Source organism: Pseudomonas sp. 2, from assembly GCF_056627435.1.
On sequence record NZ_JBWXNG010000015.1, the window covers coordinates 16,914 to 36,069 of the forward strand.

12 protein-coding genes are annotated in these 19,156 nt (G+C 61.6%); 4 read left to right on the plus strand and 8 right to left on the minus strand.

Going from position 1 to position 19,156, the window contains the following annotated elements; all coding sequences use genetic code 11:
* Positions 1 to 233: 233 nt before the first annotated feature.
* The gene (gene pncB, locus AC1MEK_RS22205; protein ID WP_480398433.1) at positions 234 to 1,433 is read left to right on the plus strand and encodes a nicotinate phosphoribosyltransferase; all 1,200 of its coding nucleotides are present in this window, start codon (positions 234 to 236) and stop codon (positions 1,431 to 1,433) included.
* Positions 1,434 to 1,496: 63 nt separating this feature from the next.
* Positions 1,497 to 2,324: an ammonia-dependent NAD(+) synthetase gene (gene nadE, locus AC1MEK_RS22210; RefSeq protein ID WP_480398434.1), complete on the plus strand. Its 828-nt coding sequence runs from the start codon at positions 1,497 to 1,499 to the stop codon at positions 2,322 to 2,324.
* Between the two features lie 137 nt (positions 2,325 to 2,461).
* Here nadE and azu read toward each other — a convergent pair whose 3' ends face one another.
* The 4 genes from azu to AC1MEK_RS22230 form a co-directional block, all read right to left on the minus strand.
* Positions 2,462 to 2,908, minus strand: coding sequence for an azurin (azu, locus tag AC1MEK_RS22215; RefSeq protein WP_480398435.1), 447 nt, complete (start codon positions 2,906 to 2,908; stop codon positions 2,462 to 2,464).
* 252 nt (positions 2,909 to 3,160) lie between these two features.
* Entirely contained in the window at positions 3,161 to 4,057 is an 897-nt protein-coding gene (locus AC1MEK_RS22220; protein WP_480398436.1) for a transglutaminase family protein, read from the minus strand.
* Entirely contained in the window at positions 4,057 to 6,558 is a 2,502-nt protein-coding gene (locus AC1MEK_RS22225) for a circularly permuted type 2 ATP-grasp protein (RefSeq protein ID WP_480398437.1), read from the minus strand. The genes AC1MEK_RS22220 and AC1MEK_RS22225 overlap by 1 nt, the downstream gene beginning before the upstream one ends.
* Positions 6,559 to 6,668: 110 nt before the next feature.
* Positions 6,669 to 9,956 carry a transglutaminase family protein gene (locus AC1MEK_RS22230; RefSeq protein ID WP_480398438.1) on the minus strand — a complete coding sequence of 1,096 codons (3,288 nt, stop codon included), beginning with the start codon at positions 9,954 to 9,956 and terminating at the stop codon, positions 6,669 to 6,671.
* A gap of 336 nt (positions 9,957 to 10,292) precedes the next feature.
* Here AC1MEK_RS22230 and AC1MEK_RS22235 point away from each other — a divergent pair, with 336 nt between their 5' ends.
* Positions 10,293 to 10,781: an Hcp family type VI secretion system effector gene (locus tag AC1MEK_RS22235; protein WP_480398439.1), complete on the plus strand. Its 489-nt coding sequence runs from the start codon at positions 10,293 to 10,295 to the stop codon at positions 10,779 to 10,781.
* A 50-nt stretch (positions 10,782 to 10,831) separates the two neighbouring features.
* Here AC1MEK_RS22235 and AC1MEK_RS22240 read toward each other — a convergent pair whose 3' ends face one another.
* Complete coding sequence (locus tag AC1MEK_RS22240) at positions 10,832 to 13,138, minus strand: YgiQ family radical SAM protein (protein ID WP_480398440.1); 2,307 nt, start codon at positions 13,136 to 13,138, stop codon at positions 10,832 to 10,834.
* A gap of 213 nt (positions 13,139 to 13,351) precedes the next feature.
* On the opposite strand from AC1MEK_RS22240, the gene AC1MEK_RS22245 reads away from it, so the two are divergent.
* Positions 13,352 to 16,204, plus strand: coding sequence for an RHS repeat domain-containing protein (locus AC1MEK_RS22245; RefSeq protein ID WP_480398441.1), 2,853 nt, complete (start codon positions 13,352 to 13,354; stop codon positions 16,202 to 16,204).
* A 41-nt stretch (positions 16,205 to 16,245) separates the two neighbouring features.
* Here AC1MEK_RS22245 and dnaB read toward each other — a convergent pair whose 3' ends face one another.
* The 3 genes from dnaB to AC1MEK_RS22260 all read right to left on the minus strand — a co-directional run bounded on the left by dnaB (position 16,246) and on the right by AC1MEK_RS22260 (position 19,156).
* On the minus strand, positions 16,246 to 17,643 hold the full coding sequence (dnaB, locus tag AC1MEK_RS22250) for a replicative DNA helicase (RefSeq protein WP_480398442.1): 1,398 nt from the start codon (positions 17,641 to 17,643) through the stop codon (positions 16,246 to 16,248).
* Positions 17,644 to 17,792: 149 nt separating this feature from the next.
* Positions 17,793 to 18,239 (minus strand): 50S ribosomal protein L9, encoded by a 447-nt coding sequence (gene rplI / locus AC1MEK_RS22255; protein WP_108239442.1) that lies wholly within the window; start codon positions 18,237 to 18,239, stop codon positions 17,793 to 17,795.
* 20 nt (positions 18,240 to 18,259) lie between these two features.
* Positions 18,260 to 19,156, minus strand: a complete 897-nt coding sequence (locus tag AC1MEK_RS22260) for a hypothetical protein (RefSeq protein WP_480398443.1) — start codon at positions 19,154 to 19,156, stop codon at positions 18,260 to 18,262.

Here is a 19,156-nt window from a genome sequence, read left to right on the forward strand (position 1 = left end):
CATTGGATGGTCGAGCCGCTTCGTGAGCAAGCTCACTCCCACAGGGATCTCTGACGTGTTCGGGCTGAAACATTTCTGCCCCAACCCGCCCGTGACTGGCATTATGTCCGTCATCGTCAATAACAGGCTGGACGTAGTGCTCCAACGCCATCACCGGGCACCGCCGCAAGGCCGTACACGACTTGAATTCCATGGCCGCGCCTTTTGCGGCCACTGCTGGCTGGAGCGACACAATGAGTCAGAGCGCTTTCGCAGATCGCGTCGTGCAGAACCTGCTCGACACCGACCTCTACAAGCTGAGCATGATGCAGGCTGTGCTGCACAACTACCCCAACGTCGAAGTCGAGTGGGAGTTTCGCTGCCGCAACAAGGAAGACCTGCGCCCTTACCTGCCCGAAATTCGCAAGCAGATCGAACAACTTTGCGACCTGTCCCTGAGCCTTGAAGAAACCGGCTTTCTGGAACGCATCAACTTCATGAAGCCGGATTTCCTGCGCTTCCTCGGCCTGTTCCGCTTCAACCTGCGCTACGTGCAGACCAGCATCGAAAACGACGAACTGTGCATTCGCCTGGCCGGCCCGTGGCTGCATGTGATCCTGTTCGAAGTGCCGGTGCTGGCCATCGTCAGCGAAGTGCGCAACCGTCATCGCACCCCCGACACGCTGCTGATTCAGGCGCGCGATCAGCTGTATCGCAAGTTCGACTGGCTGACCGCCTCGGCCACGCCCGATGAACTGGCTGAGTTGAAAGTCGCCGATTTCGGCACCCGCCGGCGGTTTTCCTATGCCGTGCAGGAAGATGTCGTACGCGTTCTGAAGAACGATTTCCCCGGCCAGTTCGTCGGCACCAGCAACGTGCACCTGGCGCGCAAATTCGATCTCAAGCCGCTGGGGACCATGGCCCACGAATGGATCATGGCGCACCAGCAACTGGGCCCGCGCCTGATCGACAGCCAGATCGCCGCGCTGGACTGCTGGGTCCGCGAATACCGCGGCCTGCTGGGCATCGCGCTGACCGACTGCATCACCACCGATGCCTTCCTCAATGATTTCGACCTGTTCTTCGCCAAGCTCTTCGACGGCCTGCGCCACGACTCGGGCGACCCGGTGCAGTGGGCCGAAAAATGCATCTGCCATTATCAGAAGCTGGGCATCGACCCGATGACCAAGACCCTGGTGTTTTCCGATGGCCTGAACCTGCCCAAGGCGCTGGAAATATTCCGCGCGCTGCGGGGTCGGATCAACGTCAGCTTCGGCATCGGTACCAACCTGACCGCCGACGTGCCGGGCGTGCAGCCCATGAGCATCGTGTTGAAAATGACAGCCTGTGCCGGCCAGCCCGTCGCCAAGATTTCCGACGAGCCCGGCAAGACGCAGTGCAAGGACCCGGAATTCGTGTCCTACCTGCGCCACGTATTCAAGGTGCCAGCCTGACTCGAGCACCGATGACCCTTCTTTGAATGCCTAATTTTTCCCTTTCTGCATAAGGAGTGAATCATGCAAGCCGTACAGCTCGAGATCGCCCGCGAACTCAAGGTTCAGGCGCCCTTCGCGGGCCCCGCAGAGCTCGACGCCGAAGTCGCCCGCCGCGTCCAGTTCATCAAGGATTGCCTGCACAACGCCCGCCTGAAAGTGCTGGTGCTGGGCATCAGCGGCGGCGTCGACTCGCTGACCGCAGGCCTGCTGGCCCAGCGCGCCGTGCGTGAACTGCGCGAAAGCACTGGCGACAACGGCTACCAGTTCATCGCCGTGCGCCTGCCGTACCACATTCAGCACGACGAGCACGAAGCCACCGCCTCAGTCGACTTCATCAACCCTGACGAACGCCACACCGTCGACATCGCGCCCTCGGTCAAGGCGCTGGTCGAGCAGGTCAAGGCGTTCGAAGGTCAGTCCGATGCGGCGGTGGATTTTGTCAAAGGCAACGTGAAGGCACGCACTCGCATGGTGGCGCAGTACACCATCGCCGGCGCACGTGCAGGCTTGGTGATCGGTACTGACCACGCGGCGGAAGCGGTGATGGGGTTCTTCACCAAGTTCGGTGACGGCGCGTGCGATCTGGCACCGCTGAGCGGACTGGTGAAAAATCAGGTGCGCGCCATCGCCCGCAGCTTCGGTGCGCCGGAGTATCTGGTGGAGAAAGTGCCGACGGCCGACCTGGAAGATCTGGTACCGGGCAAGCCGGACGAAGCGTCACACGGCGTGACCTACGTCGAGATCGACGCCTTCCTGCATGGCCAGCCGGTGCGTCAGGAGGCGTTCGACATCATCGTCAACACCTACCGCAAGACCCAGCACAAGCGGGATTTGCCGTACGCGCCCTGACGCTCAGTCGCCACCTAATCCGTGGGAGCCGGCTTGCTGGCGAATGCGGCGTTTCATTCACCAAATTGGTGTCTGGCCTGACGCATTCGCCAGCAAGCCGGCTCCTACAGGATCGTGAAGGGTAGATGGCTCGGTGGTTACTTCAGGACAACGTCGCCCTTCATCATGCTGATGTGCCCCGGGAACGAGCAGAAGAAGCCGTACTTCTCATTCGGGTCGAGCTTGGAGACGTCGATCTTCAGCGAATCGGTTTCACCGGCGCCAATGACCTTGGTGTGGGCGATCACGCGGGCATCACCCTCTTTCAGATAATCCTTGTCGATGCCGACGCTCAAGCCGTCGGTGGCGATCGGCTGCATGTCGGCCGCTTTGCTGATCACCAGGTTATGGCCCATGACGTTCTTGGGCAGGCTGCCGGAGTGTTTCAGGTTGACGGTGAATTCCTTGCAGCTCTTGTCGATTTCGATGGTCTTGGTGGTGAAGGACATCTGGTCGGTGGAGTCGACATCCACCGAGCATTCAGCGGCGAGCAGATGGCCGCTGGCCAGGGTCAGCAGGGAGGCAGCAACGAGTTTGCGAATCATGATCGAGTCTCCTGAATGGGGTTGCTCTTGTCTTTTTGTATACAAAGAGTGCCTGAACTTTAAACAATTTATCAACCACAGATTATGAAACCTGTCTGGGTCGCGTCTATCACGGCCATCGAGACAATCAAACAACGCACGACACAGTGCCCTCCTAAGATGAGCTTGTCACTCATCCATCAGGACGATCTTCATGCAACTTAATAGTCTGTTTCGCAGCCTGCTCGCCGCTTACGCCTGCGGCGCCAGTGGTCACGACGCCAGCGGCATCACCGTTACCCGCACTTCCGGGTCGTGATTGCCACCGCCCAGAATCACCCCGCGCAGCGGCGAAACATCGGAAAAATCACGCCCCCAGGCCAGGCTGATGTGTTCCAGTGAGGGCTGGATGTTGTTGGTCGGGTCGAAATCCACCCAGCCAAGCTTCGGGCAGAAAACCGACACCCAGGCGTGGGAAGCGTCTGCGCCAATTAGCCGCGGCTGACCGGGCGGTGGTTGGGTCAGCAGATAGCCACTGACGTAACGCGCCGCCAGCCCCCGTGAGCGCAGGCAGGCGAGCATCAGGTGGGCGAAGTCCTGGCAGACGCCGCGCCGGGTCTCCAGCACTTGCACCAGCGGCGTCGCGACCTGTGTGGCCTCGCCGTCGAAGGTGAACTCGTCGAAAATCTTTTCCATCAGCGCCTGAGCGCAGAGCAGCAGCGGCTTGCCCGGCGCGAAGCAGCCGGCGGAAAACTCGACGAAGGACTGCTTCAAGTGCACATAGGGCGACTCGAAGCGATAGCGACAGGCTTCGAGGATGTCCGGCGACATCTTCACCGCGCTGTAAGTGAGCGTGTTGCGTGTCTCGTCCCAGGGCGCGGACTGCTGAAAATCCAGCGCCGGCCGCTCCAGCACTTCGATGCGCAGCCGTGCATTGACCTGCAACTCGTCATGGGGCCGCTCGAACGCCAGGCGGGTGACCGGATTGCCGAACACATCCAGCTCATCGCGCCGCGTAGTGGGCGCCGGATGAATCTCCAGCTGCTGTTCCAGGCAGCGCTGCCACGGGCTGCTGCGCGGCCACAGGTGCGCCAGCTGCTGGGCCAGCGACACCGGGCTGTCGTACTTGTAGTGGGTATCGTGAAGGATCTGGTAATGGGCGCTGTTCATCAGACGGACACCGTACGCTGGCTGACATCATCGACATGGGCGAAATGGCGCAAGGCCAGGCGATCGGAAATCTGCCCGCTGATATCGCCGATACCCTGCAGCAGATCGGCCAGGCCATCGAGGGCGGACCTGACGCTGCTCTCGCCGAACAGGCCGTTCTCCAGGCAACCCAGATCGAACCGCGCCAGGCGCTGAATCCAGATGTTCAGGCTGTTGTCCTGCGGCATGCCGAAATCCTCGTTCAGGCGCTTGAGCGAACTGGCCACCAGTTTGAGCTGAAAGCGCACCGCGTGAGGGTTCTGGCCATCGAGCAGCAACAGGTCGAGCACCGGGATCAGTTGCGGCAACGCCAGATAACGCGAGCGATAGGTGATGCTGCTGTTGCCCAGTTCCAGCAGCCAGTCCAGCGCGTCCTGATCGAACACTGCATCGCTGCGCAGAAAACCGGCGAGGCTGGAGCTGAGGAACTGCAAGCGCTCGATGCGCCGGCCGATCATCAAAAAGCGCCAGCCCTCGTCGCGGGTCATGTCGTCCAGCGCGAAGCCGGACAACGCCGCCAGCGACATCACCAACCTGTTGAGAAAATCCAGCAGCTCGCCGAAGTCAGGGTCGTCGGTCTCAAGGTTCGCCGCTTCGCGTTGCAGTTCGACCAGCGCCTGCCAGTTCTCCCGGCTCAGCTTGCCGCGCACCTGCGAGGCCGCCCACTGCAAGCGCTGCAGGTTGGAGCGCAGGCTGAACGGCCAGTCGTCACCGAGCAGGGCGGTGATCAGGCGTTCGTGCAGCGTGCTGCCGTCTTCCTCGTCTTCTCTGGGCAGCAGGTTCAAGCGCTCGCCCAACTCGACCGCTGCCTGCAAGGCCAGCGGGTCATCGCCATCGACGTAACGCCCCAGCACGATGCGCAGCAGGCGCGCGCTGTCGTCGCAACGTTCGCAGTAACGGCCGAACCAGAACAGGTTTTCCACCACCCGCGACGGCAGATACGGGTCGCGACGAATCAGGTCGTGCACGCCTAGCGTGCGCCGCGCTTTCCACGGCTCGCTGCCCAGGGTGCGCTCACCGAGAATCCAGGTGTCCTTGCTCGCACCGCCACGCTGCATCGACACCACGTCGGCATCGGCGTCAGCCGCCACACGGGTCAGCCCGCCCGGCAGGATGCGATAGCCATCCTCGGCAGCGACGGCGTAGACGCGCATGCCGATGGCGCGGGGTTGCAGTTGCTCGGCTTCGCCCTGCCAGACCGGCGCCTGGGACAATTGCGCGATTTCCTGCGCCACATAAGCGTAGGGCCGCGCCTGCATGCGCGCGGCCAGGGCCTGGCGCTGTTTGTCGTCCAGATCCCGACCGAACACCGGGGCAAAACTCTGGGACGGAAACGCCGGTTTGATCAGCAGTTCCGGCATCTTTTCCAGCGCCTGGGCCAGCACCGGCGGCTCGCCGCACCACCAGGTCGCCACCGACGGCAGAATCAGTTCTTCGCCGAACAGGTGCTCGTTGATCTTCGGCAGAAAACCCAGCAGGCCCGGCGACTCCAGCACGCCGCTGCCCAGCGCGTTGGCGACGATCACCCGGCCCTGACGTACCGCTTCCAGCAGCCCCGGCACGCCGAGGGCCGAATCAGTGCGCAGCTCCAGCGGGTCGCAGAAGTCGTCATCCAGCCTGCGCATGATCGCGTGCACGCGGCGCAGGCCGCTGAGGGTTTTCAGGTACACCGTGGCGTCGCGCACGGTCAGGTCGCTGCCCTCGACCAGTGGATAACCCAACTGCCCGGCCAGATAGAGGTGCTCGAAATAACTCTCGTTGAATCGCCCCGGCGTGAGCATCACCACCAGCGGCGCTTCGTTATCGCTCGGCGCCTGGCGCACCAGGGTTTCCTGCAGCGAGCGGAAGAAGCCCGACAAGTGCTGCACGTCCAGATCGCGATACAACTCGGGAAAGGCCCGGGAGACGATCACCCGGTTTTCCAGGGCATACCCCGCGCCGGAGGGCGCCTGGGTGCGATCAGCGGTGACCCACCAGCGGCCATCAGGCGTGCGCGCCAGGTCCACGGCATACACGTGCAGGAAGGTGCCTTCCGGCGGCTTCACGCCTTGGCATGGCCAGAGAAAATTGTTGTGCCCGAACACCAGTTCAGCTGGCAGCAAGCCATCGGCGATCAACTGCTGCGGGCCGTACAGATCGGCCAGCACCGCGTTGAGCAGCCGCGCGCGCTGGGCGATGCCGGCCGCCACCTGCTGCCATTCCTCGACCGGAATCAGGTGCGGCAGCAGGTCCAGTTCCCACGGCCGGTCCGCGCCCTTGGGGTCGGCGTAGACGTTGTAGGTGACGCCGTTTTCCTGAATCTGCCGCGCCAGCAACGCCTGGCGCTGAATCAACTGTGCGGGGGTGCTGCGTTGCAAATGCTCGTAGAAACGCAGCCAGTGCGGCCTGACTGCGCCGCTGGCGTCGAGCATCTCGTGGTAACTCCCCGCGTGCAGCGGATATCGGTCAAGCAGGTCAGGCATGGAAGACTCGGCAGACAGCAGAAAAGGGGCCAACGCAGCAGGGCTTAGAGTAGCGCAGCCCACGTGACAATGGCTCGCGGCCTGATGTCACGCGGGTAGTGCCTGATTTGTTATCGATGCAGACGCAAGTCCAGGGTCATCGGCATCTCGTCGTTGATAGTCAGGCTCGGCACCTTCTGTTTGCCGGGTGTGTGGCCGATGCGGAAAAACCGCGCCAGACGCCGGCTTTCCGCCTCGTTGGCGTTGACCGGAAGGGTTTCGTAATTGCGCCCGCCGGGGTGCGCCACGTGGTATTCGCAGCCGCCCAGCGAGCGCTGCATCCAGGTGTCGAGCACGTCGAACACCAGCGGCGCGTGCACCGGGATGGTCGGCTGCAAGGCGTTGAACGGCTGCCATGCGCGATAACGCACCCCGGCCACGAACTCGCCGACGCGCCCGGTCGGCTGCAGCGGCACCGGTACGCCGTTGCACGTCAGCACGTAGCGCTGTGGCGGCAAACCGCTGACCTTGACCTGCAAACGCTCCAGCGACGAGTCCACATAGCGCACCGCGCCGCCCGCAGAGCCTTCCTCGCCGAGCACATGCCAGGGCTCCAGCGCCTGACGCAGTTCCAGTTCGATGCCGTTGACCGCGTAGTCACCCACCTTGGGAAAGCGAAACTCCAGATGCGCCGCGAACCACTCGGCCCGCACCGCGTAACCTGCGGCATTGAGCTCGTTGATGACGTCGGCGAAATCCTGCTCGATGAAATGCGGCAGCATGAAGCGGTCGTGCAGCTCGTTGCCCCAACGCGCCAGCTTCGCCGGGGCATAGGGCTCACGCCAGAACCGCGCCACCAACGCGCGCAGCAACAGTTGCTGGGCCAGGCTCATCTGCGCATGGGGCGGCATTTCAAAGGCGCGCAATTCCAGCAGGCCGAGGCGCCCGGTGGCGCCATCCGGCGAGTAGAGCTTGTCGATGCAGAACTCGGCGCGATGAGTGTTGCCAGTGACGTCGATCAACAGGTTGCGCAGCAGCCGGTCGACCAGCCATGGCGGGCATTCCTCGCCCGGCTTGGGCATCTGTGAAAACGCGATTTCCAGCTCGTACAGCGAATCGTTGCGCGCCTCGTCGACCCGCGGCGCCTGGGAGGTCGGGCCGATGAACAGCCCGGAAAACAGGTACGACAGCGACGGATGGTTGTGCCAGTAACTGAGCAGGCTGCGCAGCAGGTCCGGCCGGCGCAGGAACGGCGAATCGCCCGGCGTCGCGCCACCCAGCACGAAGTGGTTGCCGCCGCCGGTGCCGGTATGGCGCCCGTCGATCATGAATTTCTCGGTGGTCAGCCGGGTCAGGCGCGCCTGTTCGTAGAGAAACTCGGTGCGCTCGACCAGTTCGTCCCAGCTCGACGACGGCTGCACGTTGACCTCGATCACGCCAGGGTCGGGGGTGATGCGGAAATTGGCCAGACGCGGGTCGCTCGGCGGCTCATAGCCTTCCAGCAGCACCGGGCAATGCAGCTCTTCGGCGGTGGCCTCGATGGCCGCGACCAGTTCCAGATAGGCTTCCAGCGTCTGCAAGGGCGGCATGAACAGATACAAACGCCCGCCACGCACTTCGGCGCTCAACGCGGTGCGGGTCAGCCAGTCTGCGGACTGGTCGATGACTGGCGCCCGGTCGGTTTCCTGCGGTTCGGTCTGGCGCTCGAGTGCGGCCTCGATCGCATCGCGGTCCGGCAGCTCGGCAAAGTCATGATTGTGATCGGTCGGGTGGATGTAAGGGTACTCGGCCGCCTTGACCCAGGGCTGGGACGCCAGCGGCAGGCGATAGCCCAGCGGCGAATCCCCCGGCACCAGCCGGCAGTGCTCGCCGCGCAGGTACCAGCGCCCGCTCTGCCAACGCTTATCGTCTGCGGTGCGTGCCAGGGGCAAGACGTGGCCGATGACCTGGTCCAGCCCCTGGGAAAACACCTTCGCCAGCCGCGCCCGCTCCATCTCGTCGCCCAGGCGCGGATCTTCGGCGCTGACGTTCGCAGGCAGCGCGTTCTCGCGCCAGAGGTAGTAGAAGTTGTCTTCGTAGGCCGGGAACACATAACGCGCAGGCAATTTCAAGCGCTCGGCAACGCTGCACAAGAAGCGCCCGGCCATCTCGCTGTCGGTGCCGTAATCCTCGGTTTCGTCGGCGATCAGCGCATTGTTGCGCCACACCGGCTCGCCGTCGCGCCGCCAGAAACAGTTGAGCGACCAGCGCGGCAACTGCTCGCCGGGGTACCACTTGCCCTGGCCGAAATGCACGATGCCCTGCGGCGCGTAATGCTTGCGCATGCGCTGAAACAGCTCGGCGGACAGACCGCGTTTTTTCGGGCCCAGCGCGGCGGTGTTCCACTCGTTGCCGTCGCGATCGTCGATGGAGACGAACGTCGGCTCGCCGCCCATGGTCAGGCGCACATCGTCGGCGATCAGGTCGGCATCGATCTGGCGGCCCAGCGCCTGGATGCTGCGCCACTGTTCGTCGGTGTAAGGCTTGGTGACCCTTGGCGCCTCCCAAATGCGCTCCACCGACATATCATGGCTGAACTCGGTTTCGCACGGCTCGACCAGCCCGCTGATGGGCGCGGCCGACGACGGATCGGGACTGCACGCCAGCGGAATATGCCCTTCCCCCGCGAACAGGCCGGAGGTCGCGTCCAGACCGACCCAGCCTGCGCCCGGCAGATACACCTCGCACCAGGCGTGCAGGTCGGTGAAATCCACATCGGTGCCGGACGGCCCGTCCAGCGCTTCGACGTCGGCCTTGAGTTGAATGAGGTAGCCCGACACAAAGCGCGCCGCCAGACCCAGATGACGCAGCAACTGCACCAGCAGCCAGGCCGAATCGCGGCACGAGCCCGACGCACTGTCGAGGGTGAACTCCGGCGTCTGGATGCCGGGCTCCATGCGAATCAGGTAATTGATGTCGCGGGCCAGCCGCTGATTGAGGCTGACCAGAAAATCGATGGCCGGCACCGGGGTGCGCTCGATGCTGTCCAGATACGCCTGGAACCTGGGCGTCAGTGGCAGTTTTTCCAGGTACGGCAGCAACTCGTGGTGCTCTTCCTTGGCGTACTGGAACGGGATCTTTTCCGCGTAGGGTTCGAGGAAAAAATCGAACGGGTTGAACACCGCCATCTCGGCGACCAGATCGACCTCGATGCGCAGCTCGTCAGTCTTTTCGGGGAACACCAGCCGCGCCAGGTAATTGCCCTGCGGGTCCTGCTGCCAGTTGATGAAATGATTGTCCGGCAGCACCTTCAACGAATATGACAACACCCGCGTGCGGCTGTGCGCCGCCGGGCGCAGACGCACGATCTGCGGCCCCAGCTCGACCGCCCGTTCATAGCGATAATGCGTGACGTGATGCAAGGCAATGTGAATCGACACGGCGTGCCTCCTGCGAGCCTGGAAGGTTAAGCAAACGCGCAAGACTTATGCCATCCGGGCAAGCCTTGCGCCATCGGCGTGGAAGGTACGTGCACAGCTAAGCACAGCACCAAGATCGTGCCAGCCTGAGTGGCGGGTGCAAGGGTTGCACGCAAATGTGGCGGACTGACATGAAAGACCGAGAATAGGCGCCTTTTGCCGCCGCACCTGTAGGATTTTTTTGATTCTTTTGTGTGATCGTTCCTGATCTGCTTCTGGTGCCTTGCGCCGCTGACGCCTCTGAGAAAAGGTGCACGCCGACAATTCGTCGATCATCGTTTTTCGCAAGGAGTGTTCATGGCTATCGACATGTTTTTGAAGCTGGGCGATATCAAGGGTGAGTCAAAGGACAGCGCGCACAAGGAAGAGATCGACATCTACAGCTTTCAATGGGGCATGCAGCAATCAGGCTCCATGCACCAAGGTGGAGGCGGCGGTGCAGGCAAGGTCAGCATCGGCAATCTAAGCCTGAGCAAGCCACTGGATAAAGCCTCGCCCAACCTGATGATGGCCTGCTCAAGCGGCAAGCATTATCCCGAAGCCACATTGACCATCCGCAAGGCCGGTGGCGCCTCGCCCATCGAATACACGGTCATCACGCTCAAGGAAGTGATGATCGCTTCCTATGACACCAATGCTGGCACCAGCGATGAAATCATCAAGGAACACATCGCCCTGAATTTCGGCCAGGTCGAGGTCAGCTATCAGCCGCAGAACGCGGACGGCAGCAAGGAAGGTGGCGTGATCAAGTACGGCTGGAACATCCGCGAAAACGTGAAGCTCTGACAAACAAAAACGCCAGCTCGAAAGCTGGCGTTTTCATTGGGCGTCTCCGATTAGCGCGGGAACACCGGCTGACGGGATGGCTTCTTCTTGCCGCCCTTCCCGCCCTTGCTCGCTTCGGCGCGATCCTTGGCGGCCTGTTTATTGCGCGCGGCAGCTGCGGCCTTGGCCTCTTCGCGCTTGTCCCACGGCTTGCTGCCATCACTGGCACGCGGCGGCAGGCCGGTGTGCTGGGTGAGGATTTTCGTGGTCTTGGCGACCTTGTGGCTGCCCGCCGGCGTCGAATTCTTGCGACGGGCGCTCTGGTAGCTGTCGGTGTCCGGCTGGTGCAGCGGAATCAGCTGGTGCTTGCCCGGGCCGATCAGGTCGGCACGGCCCATGCGTTCCAGTGCTTCACGCAGCATCGGCCAGCCTTTGGGGTCGTGATAACGCAGGAAGGCCTTGTGCAAACGGCGCTGTTCTTCGCTCTTGACGATGGTGACCGGGTCGCTCTTGTAGGTGACCTTGCGCAGCGGGTTCTTGCCCGAGTGATACATCGCGGTGGCGCTGGCCATCGGCGAGGGGTAGAACGCCTGCACCTGGTCGGCGCGGAAACCGTTGCCCTTGAGCCACAGCGCCAGGTTCATCATGTCTTCGTCGGTGGTGCCCGGGTGGGCCGCGATGAAGTACGGGATCAGGTACTGTTCCTTGCCCGCCTCTTTCGAGAACTTCTCGAACATGCGCTTGAACTTGTCGTAGCTGCCGATGCCCGGCTTCATCATCTGATTGAGCGGACCTTCCTCGGTGTGCTCCGGCGCGATCTTCAGGTAGCCGCCCACGTGGTGGGTGACCAGCTCCTTGACGTACTCCGGCGACTCGACGGCCAGGTCGTAACGCAGGCCCGAGGCGATCAGGATCTTCTTCACACCCGGCAGTTCGCGGGCGCTGCGGTACAGCTGAATCAGCGACGAATGGTCGGTGTTCAGGTTCGGGCAGATGCCTGGAAACACGCAGGAAGGCTTGCGGCAGGCGGACTCGATTTCCGGGCTCTTGCAGGCGATGCGATACATGTTCGCGGTCGGCCCGCCAAGGTCGGAAATCACCCCGGTGAAGCCTGGCACCTTGTCGCGAATCTCTTCGATCTCACGAATGATCGAATCGTGAGAGCGGTTCTGGATGATGCGGCCTTCGTGCTCGGTGATCGAGCAGAAGGTGCAGCCGCCGAAGCAGCCACGCATGATGTTCACCGAGAAACGGATCATGTCGTAGGCCGGAATCTTCTCCTTGCCGTACGCTGGATGCGGAATACGTGCGTAAGGCATGCCGAACACGTAGTCCATTTCTTCGGTGGTCATGGGAATCGGTGGCGGGTTGAACCAGACATCGACTTCGCCGTGCTTCTGCACCAGCGCGCGGGCGTTGCCCGGGTTAGTTTCAAGGTGCAGCACGCGGTTGGCGTGGGCATAGAGCACAGGGTCGTTGCGCACTTTTTCCATGGACGGCAGGCGGATGACCGTCTTGTCGCGGGTCATGCGCGGGCTCGCCAGAATCTGCACGACCTTGGCTTCGTTCGGGTCTTCGACCTCGCCCTTTTCCTGCTCGATGGCGCAGGCGGCGGTGTCCTGGGTGTTGACGTACGGGTTGATGATCTTGTCGACCTTGCCCGGGCGGTCAATGCGCGTGGAGTCGACTTCGTACCAGCCTTCCGGCGTGTCGCGACGAATGAACGCGGTGCCGCGCACGTCGGTGATGTTCTCGATCTTCTCGCCGTAGGACAGGCGGTTGGCCACCTCGACGATCGCGCGTTCGGCGTTGCCGTACAGCAGGATGTCGGCGCTGGCGTCGATCAGGATCGAGTTGCGCACCTTGTCCTGCCAGTAGTCATAGTGGGCGATGCGGCGCAGCGAAGCCTCGATGCCGCCGAGGATGATCGGCACATGCTTGTAGGCTTCCTTGCAGCGCTGGCTGTAGACCAGGCTGGCGCGGTCCGGCCGCTTGCCCGCCATGCCGCCGGGCGTGTAGGCGTCGTCGGAACGGATTTTCTTGTCGGCGGTGTAGCGGTTGATCATCGAGTCCATGTTGCCCGCAGCAACGCCGAAGAACAGGTTCGGCTCGCCCAGCTTCATGAAGTCGTCTTTGTTACGCCAGTCCGGCTGGGCAATGATCCCGACGCGGAAGCCCTGGGACTCCAGCAGCCGGCCGATGATCGCCATGCCGAACGACGGGTGGTCGACGTACGCATCACCGGTGACGATGATGATGTCGCAGGAATCCCAGCCGAGCTGATCCATCTCTTCCCGGCTCATGGGCAGGAAAGGCGCCGGCCCGAAACACTCGGCCCAGTACTTCGGATAGTCAAATAACGGCTTGGCTGCTTGCATGTCGATGACCAGTGTTCGTAATCAGGAAGGCGAATCCGCTACGGAAAATCGCGGGCGCGGAGAATAGCACAAATTTTGATCAAATCCGATCAGAACAGTCAGTCTTGCGGATAGATTTGCGACTGGATGCACTGTCATTTCTGACAGTATCCCCGGCGCGGCACAGGAGTTAGATTGCCGGTACAGCGATGATCACTGCTGGACGCAGGCATCATGACCGACTCGATGCATCGAAACACCCCTTCGCTCACGGTTTACGACAGCCGGGGCCTGGCGGTGCGGCAGACGGAATACTACCGGGCACAGGTCGATGCCGACGCCCAGGCCTGCGTCAATGCCCAGGTCTATGACAGCCAGGGGCGTGCCGTTGCGGTGTGGGACCCGCGCCTGTTCGAGTTACGCTCAGCACAGCCTAATCTGCCACCCACTTTCGCCAATGTGTACAGCCTGTCAGGGGCTGTCCTGTCGAGTCATAGCGTCGACGCCGGTGAAACCCTCTGCCTGTTTGCGCAATCGGGCGCCGCCGTTGAGAGGTGGGACGCACGCGGCACTCATTGGCAGACAGAACACGACGAATTCATGCGCCCCGTGGCGATTCATGAGCAGACCCTGGGCCTGACTCAACGGACCTGCGAACGGTTTATGTACGCGGGCAGCGACGCAGAATCAGCCTCGCGCAACCAGTGCGGGCAACGGGTCCGGATCGACGACAGTGCCGGCACCCAGGCAATCAGCGCTTATAGCCTCACGGGCGGGGTGCTGATGGAGGAGCGTCGAATGCTCCAGTCAATCCAGCTCCCCGACTGGCCGTCAGCGGTCGATGAGCGGGACCCGCTTCTGGAACCCGGCACGGGCGCCATCACGCATAGACGCTTCGACGCCAGCGGCACCCCATTCAGCACGACAGATGCGCGCGGCAACCTGCAAATCATGACGCTGAACGTCGCCGGTCAACTGGCCGGAATAACGCTCACCCTCATGGACGCGGAGCCACAAGTGTTATTGCGCGATGTGCATTACAACGCCTGCGAGCAAATCGAATCCCAGACTGCCGGTAACGGCGTGAGCAGCCACTACCGTTACCACGAAAGCAACGGGCGCCTGCTCACACTGCACACCACCCGCGCAGCCAACGATCCATTGCAGTTGCTGGCGTATGGTTATGACCCGGTCGGCAATGTGACGAGTATCACCGATGACGCCCAGGCTGTACGGCACTTCGCCAACCAGCGGATCGAGCCGATCAACCGCTACACCTATGACAGTTTCTATCAGTTGATCGAAGCCCAAGGGCGGGAGACCGCCGCGGTCTCCAACGGCCCGCAACTGCCAGACATGCAGCCACTGCCGATCGACAGCAGCCAGTGGCTCAATTTTACCGAGCGCTATCGCTACGACTTGGCTGGCAACCTGATTCAATTGCGGCATGAAGGCAGCCAGCCCTATACCCGAGACTTCGAGATAGATCAGACCAGCAATCGTTCTTTGATCAAGCCGCAAGGCAGTGCGCCGCCGGATTTTGCCAACGGATTCGACCCTTGCGGCAACCTGCAGCACCTCCAGCCTGGCCAGCTCATGTCATGGGACGGGAGCAATCGCCTGTCGAGGATCACTGCTGTTTCCCGCCAGGACGCTGAGGACGACGTGGAACAGTATGTCTACGACCACAGCGGGCAAAGGCTGCGCAAGATCACAACAGCCTCGACCCGAGCCACCCTGCACTCGCTGGAAGTCCGTTACCTGCCCGGCCTGGAACTGCGCAGCGACAGCGCCACCACTGAACAACTGGAAGTCATCGTGATTCAGGCGGGGCGTTGTGCGGTGCGTTGCCTGCACTGGTTGAGCGGACGCCCCTCCGGCATAGAAAACGATCAATTGCGTTATTCGATCGACGACCATCTGGGCTCCAGTGCCCTGGAACTGGACGACAGTGCGCGACTGATCAGTCAGGAAGGCTACTATCCGTTCGGCGGCACGGCCTGGTGGGCTGCCCGATCGGTGATCGAGGCCAAGTACAAGGTGGTGCGCTTTTCGGGGAAGGAGCGAGATGCCAGCGGGCTGTATTACTACGGATTGAGGTACTACGCACCGTGGTTGATGCGTTGGGTCAGTGCGGATCCTGGTGGTTCGGTGGATGGGCTCAATCTCTTCCGGATGACCTGCAACAATCCCACCTCACTCATTGATTCAAATGGCCGCAACAGTGTCGACCCCGTCACGACATTATTCATTGCTGTTGCCGTGCTCCTCGCGTTTGCGGGCGGCATTTTTTTCAATCAATGGCGAGAAAAGCAAGCCATGACACCGCCTGCCACCCAGACGGAAAAACATCTGCTTTCACCGCTGATCGACAACTTCGGATTGATTTCCAGAGAGGTTTCGATATTGAACGAATTCCGCATGACCGAAGGCGCTCAAATTCAGCACATAAAGCTGAAGGAGCTGAATTCCGGTGAGATCTACGCCTATCACCTGAAGACCGCCAGACAACGCGAGTACTTCAACACGAACTATGAAGTACGCGACTTCCACGACAGAGCTACGGCCATGAACATTCCATCCGTCCTTTTGAGGCGTGAGGATCAAAGCGAGATAAACGAACTGGACCAAAGAAGAGGCAGCAGGCTGAGCATCACAAGCAGCTACTCCGTCGGCGAAATGAGTGAAACAGTGGCAGCGTCTGGTAACCGGCGAGTTAAAGCGACTGGATCGCCAGCGCTTGAAAGCTCCGCCCTTCCCCTCGGAACAACCGTCGCGCGCCCCCCACAAACGGACGTTTTCAAAGTCGAATCATCAGAATTTCTAGAGGATCCGAATATCCGAGGGTGGCTCAAGAAAAACAAACATCTAGAGAAGGGGTTAGCGGCTGCGCTAGAGAAATTCGACCCCAATCGTAAAGGGCACACAGGCCTGCAGGGTATGAAAACTGTGGATATCTTCGACGAATCGGGAACAGGCAGGGGCGACTACCGGCTAGGTTTCATTCGGCGAGGAAGGATTTTCTATCCGGAGGCCATTCTGTCGCACCAAGGTGGCGGAAAAATCATGGCAAGGCGCAAACCCTGAGCGCATCAGCAGGTCCTGCTACGTTCAACGCTCAGGGTCTGTTACTCATCATCATCAAAGTTATAACTCCCCGGCGCCAGGTTCTCGAACCGGGTGTATTTACCGATGAACGCCAGCCGGATGAAGCCGATCGGGCCGTTACGCTGTTTACCGATGATGATTTCCGCCACGCCCTTGTGCTCGGTTTCGGGGTGATAGACCTCGTCGCGGTAGACGAACATGATGACGTCGGCGTCCTGCTCGATCGCTCCGGATTCACGCAAGTCGGAGTTGACCGGGCGCTTGTTCGGGCGTTGCTCCAGGGAGCGGTTGAGCTGGGACAGGGCCACCACCGGGCAGTTGAATTCCTTGGCCAGGGCTTTCAGGGAGCGGGAGATCTCGGAAATCTCGTTGGTGCGGTTGTCGCCGCTGGAGCCTGGGATCTGCATCAGCTGCAGGTAGTCGATCATGATCAGGGCGATGTCGCCGTGCTCGCGCACCAGACGCCGGGTGCGCGCGCGCATTTCCGACGGGCTGATGCCTGCGGTGTCATCGATGAACAGCTTGCGGTCGTTGAGCAGGTTGACCGCCGAGGTCAGGCGCGGCCAGTCATCGTCGTCCAGCTGGCCGGAACGGACCTTGGTCTGGTCGATCCGCCCAAGCGACGAGAGCATACGCATGATCAGCGATTCACCTGGCATCTCCAGCGAGAACACCAATACAGCCTTGTCACTGCGCAATACGGCGTTTTCCACCAGGTTCATGGCGAAGGTGGTTTTGCCCATCGACGGACGGCCCGCGACGATGATCAGGTCAGCGGGCTGCAGGCCGCTGGTCTTGTCGTCCAGGTCGGTGTAGCCGGTGGACAGGCCGGTGATGCCTTCCCCCATATTGAACAGGGTGTCGATGCGGTCGATGGCCTTGGTCAGCAGGTCGTTCACGCCCACCGGGCCGCCGGTCTTTGGCCGCGCCTCGGCGATCTGGAAGATCTGCCGCTCGGCCTCGTCGAGGATCTCTTCGGCGGTACGCCCCTGGGGGTCGAAGGCGCTGTCGGCGATGTCGTTGCTGATGCCGATCAGCTGGCGCAGGGTCGCACGCTGGCGAACGATCTGCGCATAAGCCTTGATGTTAGCGACCGACGGGATGTTCTTCGCCAGCTCCGACAGGTAGCCCAGCCCTCCTACTTGCGAGGTCTGCCCTTCCTTGTCCAGCTGCTCGGCCAGGGTCACGACGTCGATGGGCAGGTTCTGGTCGGCCAGCTTGGCGATGGCACGGAAAATCAGGCGGTGGTCATGCCGATAGAAATCGCCGTCCGAGACCTGATCCAGCACGCGCTCCCAGGCGTTGTTGTCCAGCATCAGACCACCGAGCACAGCCTGTTCGGCCTCGATGGAATGCGGCGGCACCTTCAGGGCAGCGGTTTGCAGATCGTATTGCTCGGGAGCGGAGATATCGTTCATGGCCACACGGAATCAGAAATTTGAATCAGGATACGTCAGAAATGACAAAGGGCACGACCTGAAAAACAGGATCGCGCCCCTTGTTGACCGGCTGGCGAACACGTCGCCAGCCGATCGGACTCCGCGCCAGAGCGCAGGAATCGGACTGCTTAAGCAGCTACCACAACTACGCGAACGGTAGCTTCAACATCGCTGTGCAGGTGCACGGCAACGTCGTATTCGCCAACGTTACGGATGGTGCCGTTCGGCAGACGAACTTCGGACTTGGCCACTTCAACGCCCGAGGCGGTCAGTGCGTCAGCGATGTCGTGAGTACCGATCGAACCAAACAGCTTGCCTTCGTCACCGGCGGTGGCAGTGATGGTCACTTCCAGTTCGCCCAGTTGAGCAGCGCGAGCTTCAGCCGAAGCTTTCTTCTCGGCAGCGGCTTTTTCCAGCTCGGCACGACGCTCTTCGAAAGCGGCCAGGTTGGCAGCGGTCGCAGCGGTGGCTTTGCCGAAAGGCAGCAGGTAGTTACGGCCGTAACCAGCCTTAACGTTTACTTTGTCGCCCAGGTTGCCCAGGTTGGCGATTTTTTCCAGCAGGATGAGTTCCATTTGGTAATAACCTCTTAACTTTAACCTTCACCGTTCGCAGAACCGTTATCGGCATCCTTCGACGCCAGGCGGCCGCGAAAATCAATCAGGCTGTCGACAATGGCAAACACCACCAGCAACGGATAAATCAACTGCATGAACAGCACCAGGGTGACGTACAACCCCACCAGCCAGAACCGACCCAGGTGCTTTGCAGCCACCAGGCCGTGAATCAGGGCCAGCCCCGCGAACACCAGCGGTACGCTGCACAGCGGTGTCAGCATTGCCAGTTGCGGCCCGAAATTCGGCGCGACCAACATGCACACCAGCAGCACCAGCATCGGTGCCCTCGGGAGTTTCAGGCTGCGAAATTCGCGTCCGAAACCGCCCGGGTTATACAACAACGCCTGCCAGTACCGCCCGAGAATCAGGCAGACCACGCTGACGATCTGCAACACCGCGGCTATCAGGCCGTTAAGGACCGGCGTAATCAGTGCCCCCAGACGCGCTCGCTCATCTACCGACATCTGCTGGTAGACATCACCGAAGACGTGAGGCAGAAGCTTTTGCATCGCTTGTGCCAGTTCTTCGATGGGCTCGCGGAAAACCGCCCCCAGGATCACCCCATACAACAGTCCAAGTCCCACGCTGACCAGCAGCACACGAACCCAGGACTCACTGGCGCGCAATGAAGCGGCCAACCCCCAGGATCCCAGCATCACCATCAAGGTGCGTGGATCACCGAGGTACCACCAGACCAGGCCAGGCAGCAGAGCCCAGACGAGCACGCCCGAAGCGTCGCTCAATCCGCGTCGCAGGAGCACAAGGCACCCTGCGGCAGCACTCAACCAGAACAACAGCGGCAACGCCGCACATCCAGCCACTACGAGAGTGGCCTGCATGCGCCCGCGCATGATGAAGTCAGCCATGGCGCGCAT

Excerpts from the sequence above, each read along its gene's own strand:
- pncB (WP_480398433.1), top strand. The coding sequence starts at position 234 with ATGAGTCAGAGCGCTTTCGCAGATCGCGTCGTGCAGAACCTGCTCGAC.
- nadE (WP_480398434.1), top strand. The coding sequence starts at position 1,497 with ATGCAAGCCGTACAGCTCGAGATCGCCCGCGAACTCAAGGTTCAGGCG.
- azu (WP_480398435.1), bottom strand. The coding sequence starts at position 2,908 with ATGATTCGCAAACTCGTTGCTGCCTCCCTGCTGACCCTGGCCAGCGGC.
- AC1MEK_RS22220 (WP_480398436.1), bottom strand. The coding sequence starts at position 4,057 with ATGAACAGCGCCCATTACCAGATCCTTCACGATACCCACTACAAGTAC.
- AC1MEK_RS22225 (WP_480398437.1), bottom strand. The coding sequence starts at position 6,558 with ATGCCTGACCTGCTTGACCGATATCCGCTGCACGCGGGGAGTTACCAC.
- AC1MEK_RS22235 (WP_480398439.1), top strand. The coding sequence starts at position 10,293 with ATGGCTATCGACATGTTTTTGAAGCTGGGCGATATCAAGGGTGAGTCA.
- AC1MEK_RS22240 (WP_480398440.1), bottom strand. The coding sequence starts at position 13,138 with ATGCAAGCAGCCAAGCCGTTATTTGACTATCCGAAGTACTGGGCCGAG.
- AC1MEK_RS22245 (WP_480398441.1), top strand. The coding sequence starts at position 13,352 with ATGACCGACTCGATGCATCGAAACACCCCTTCGCTCACGGTTTACGAC.
- dnaB (WP_480398442.1), bottom strand. The coding sequence starts at position 17,643 with ATGAACGATATCTCCGCTCCCGAGCAATACGATCTGCAAACCGCTGCC.
- rplI (WP_108239442.1), bottom strand. The coding sequence starts at position 18,239 with ATGGAACTCATCCTGCTGGAAAAAATCGCCAACCTGGGCAACCTGGGC.
- AC1MEK_RS22260 (WP_480398443.1), bottom strand. The coding sequence starts at position 19,156 with ATGCGCGCCATGGCTGACTTCATCATGCGCGGGCGCATGCAGGCCACT.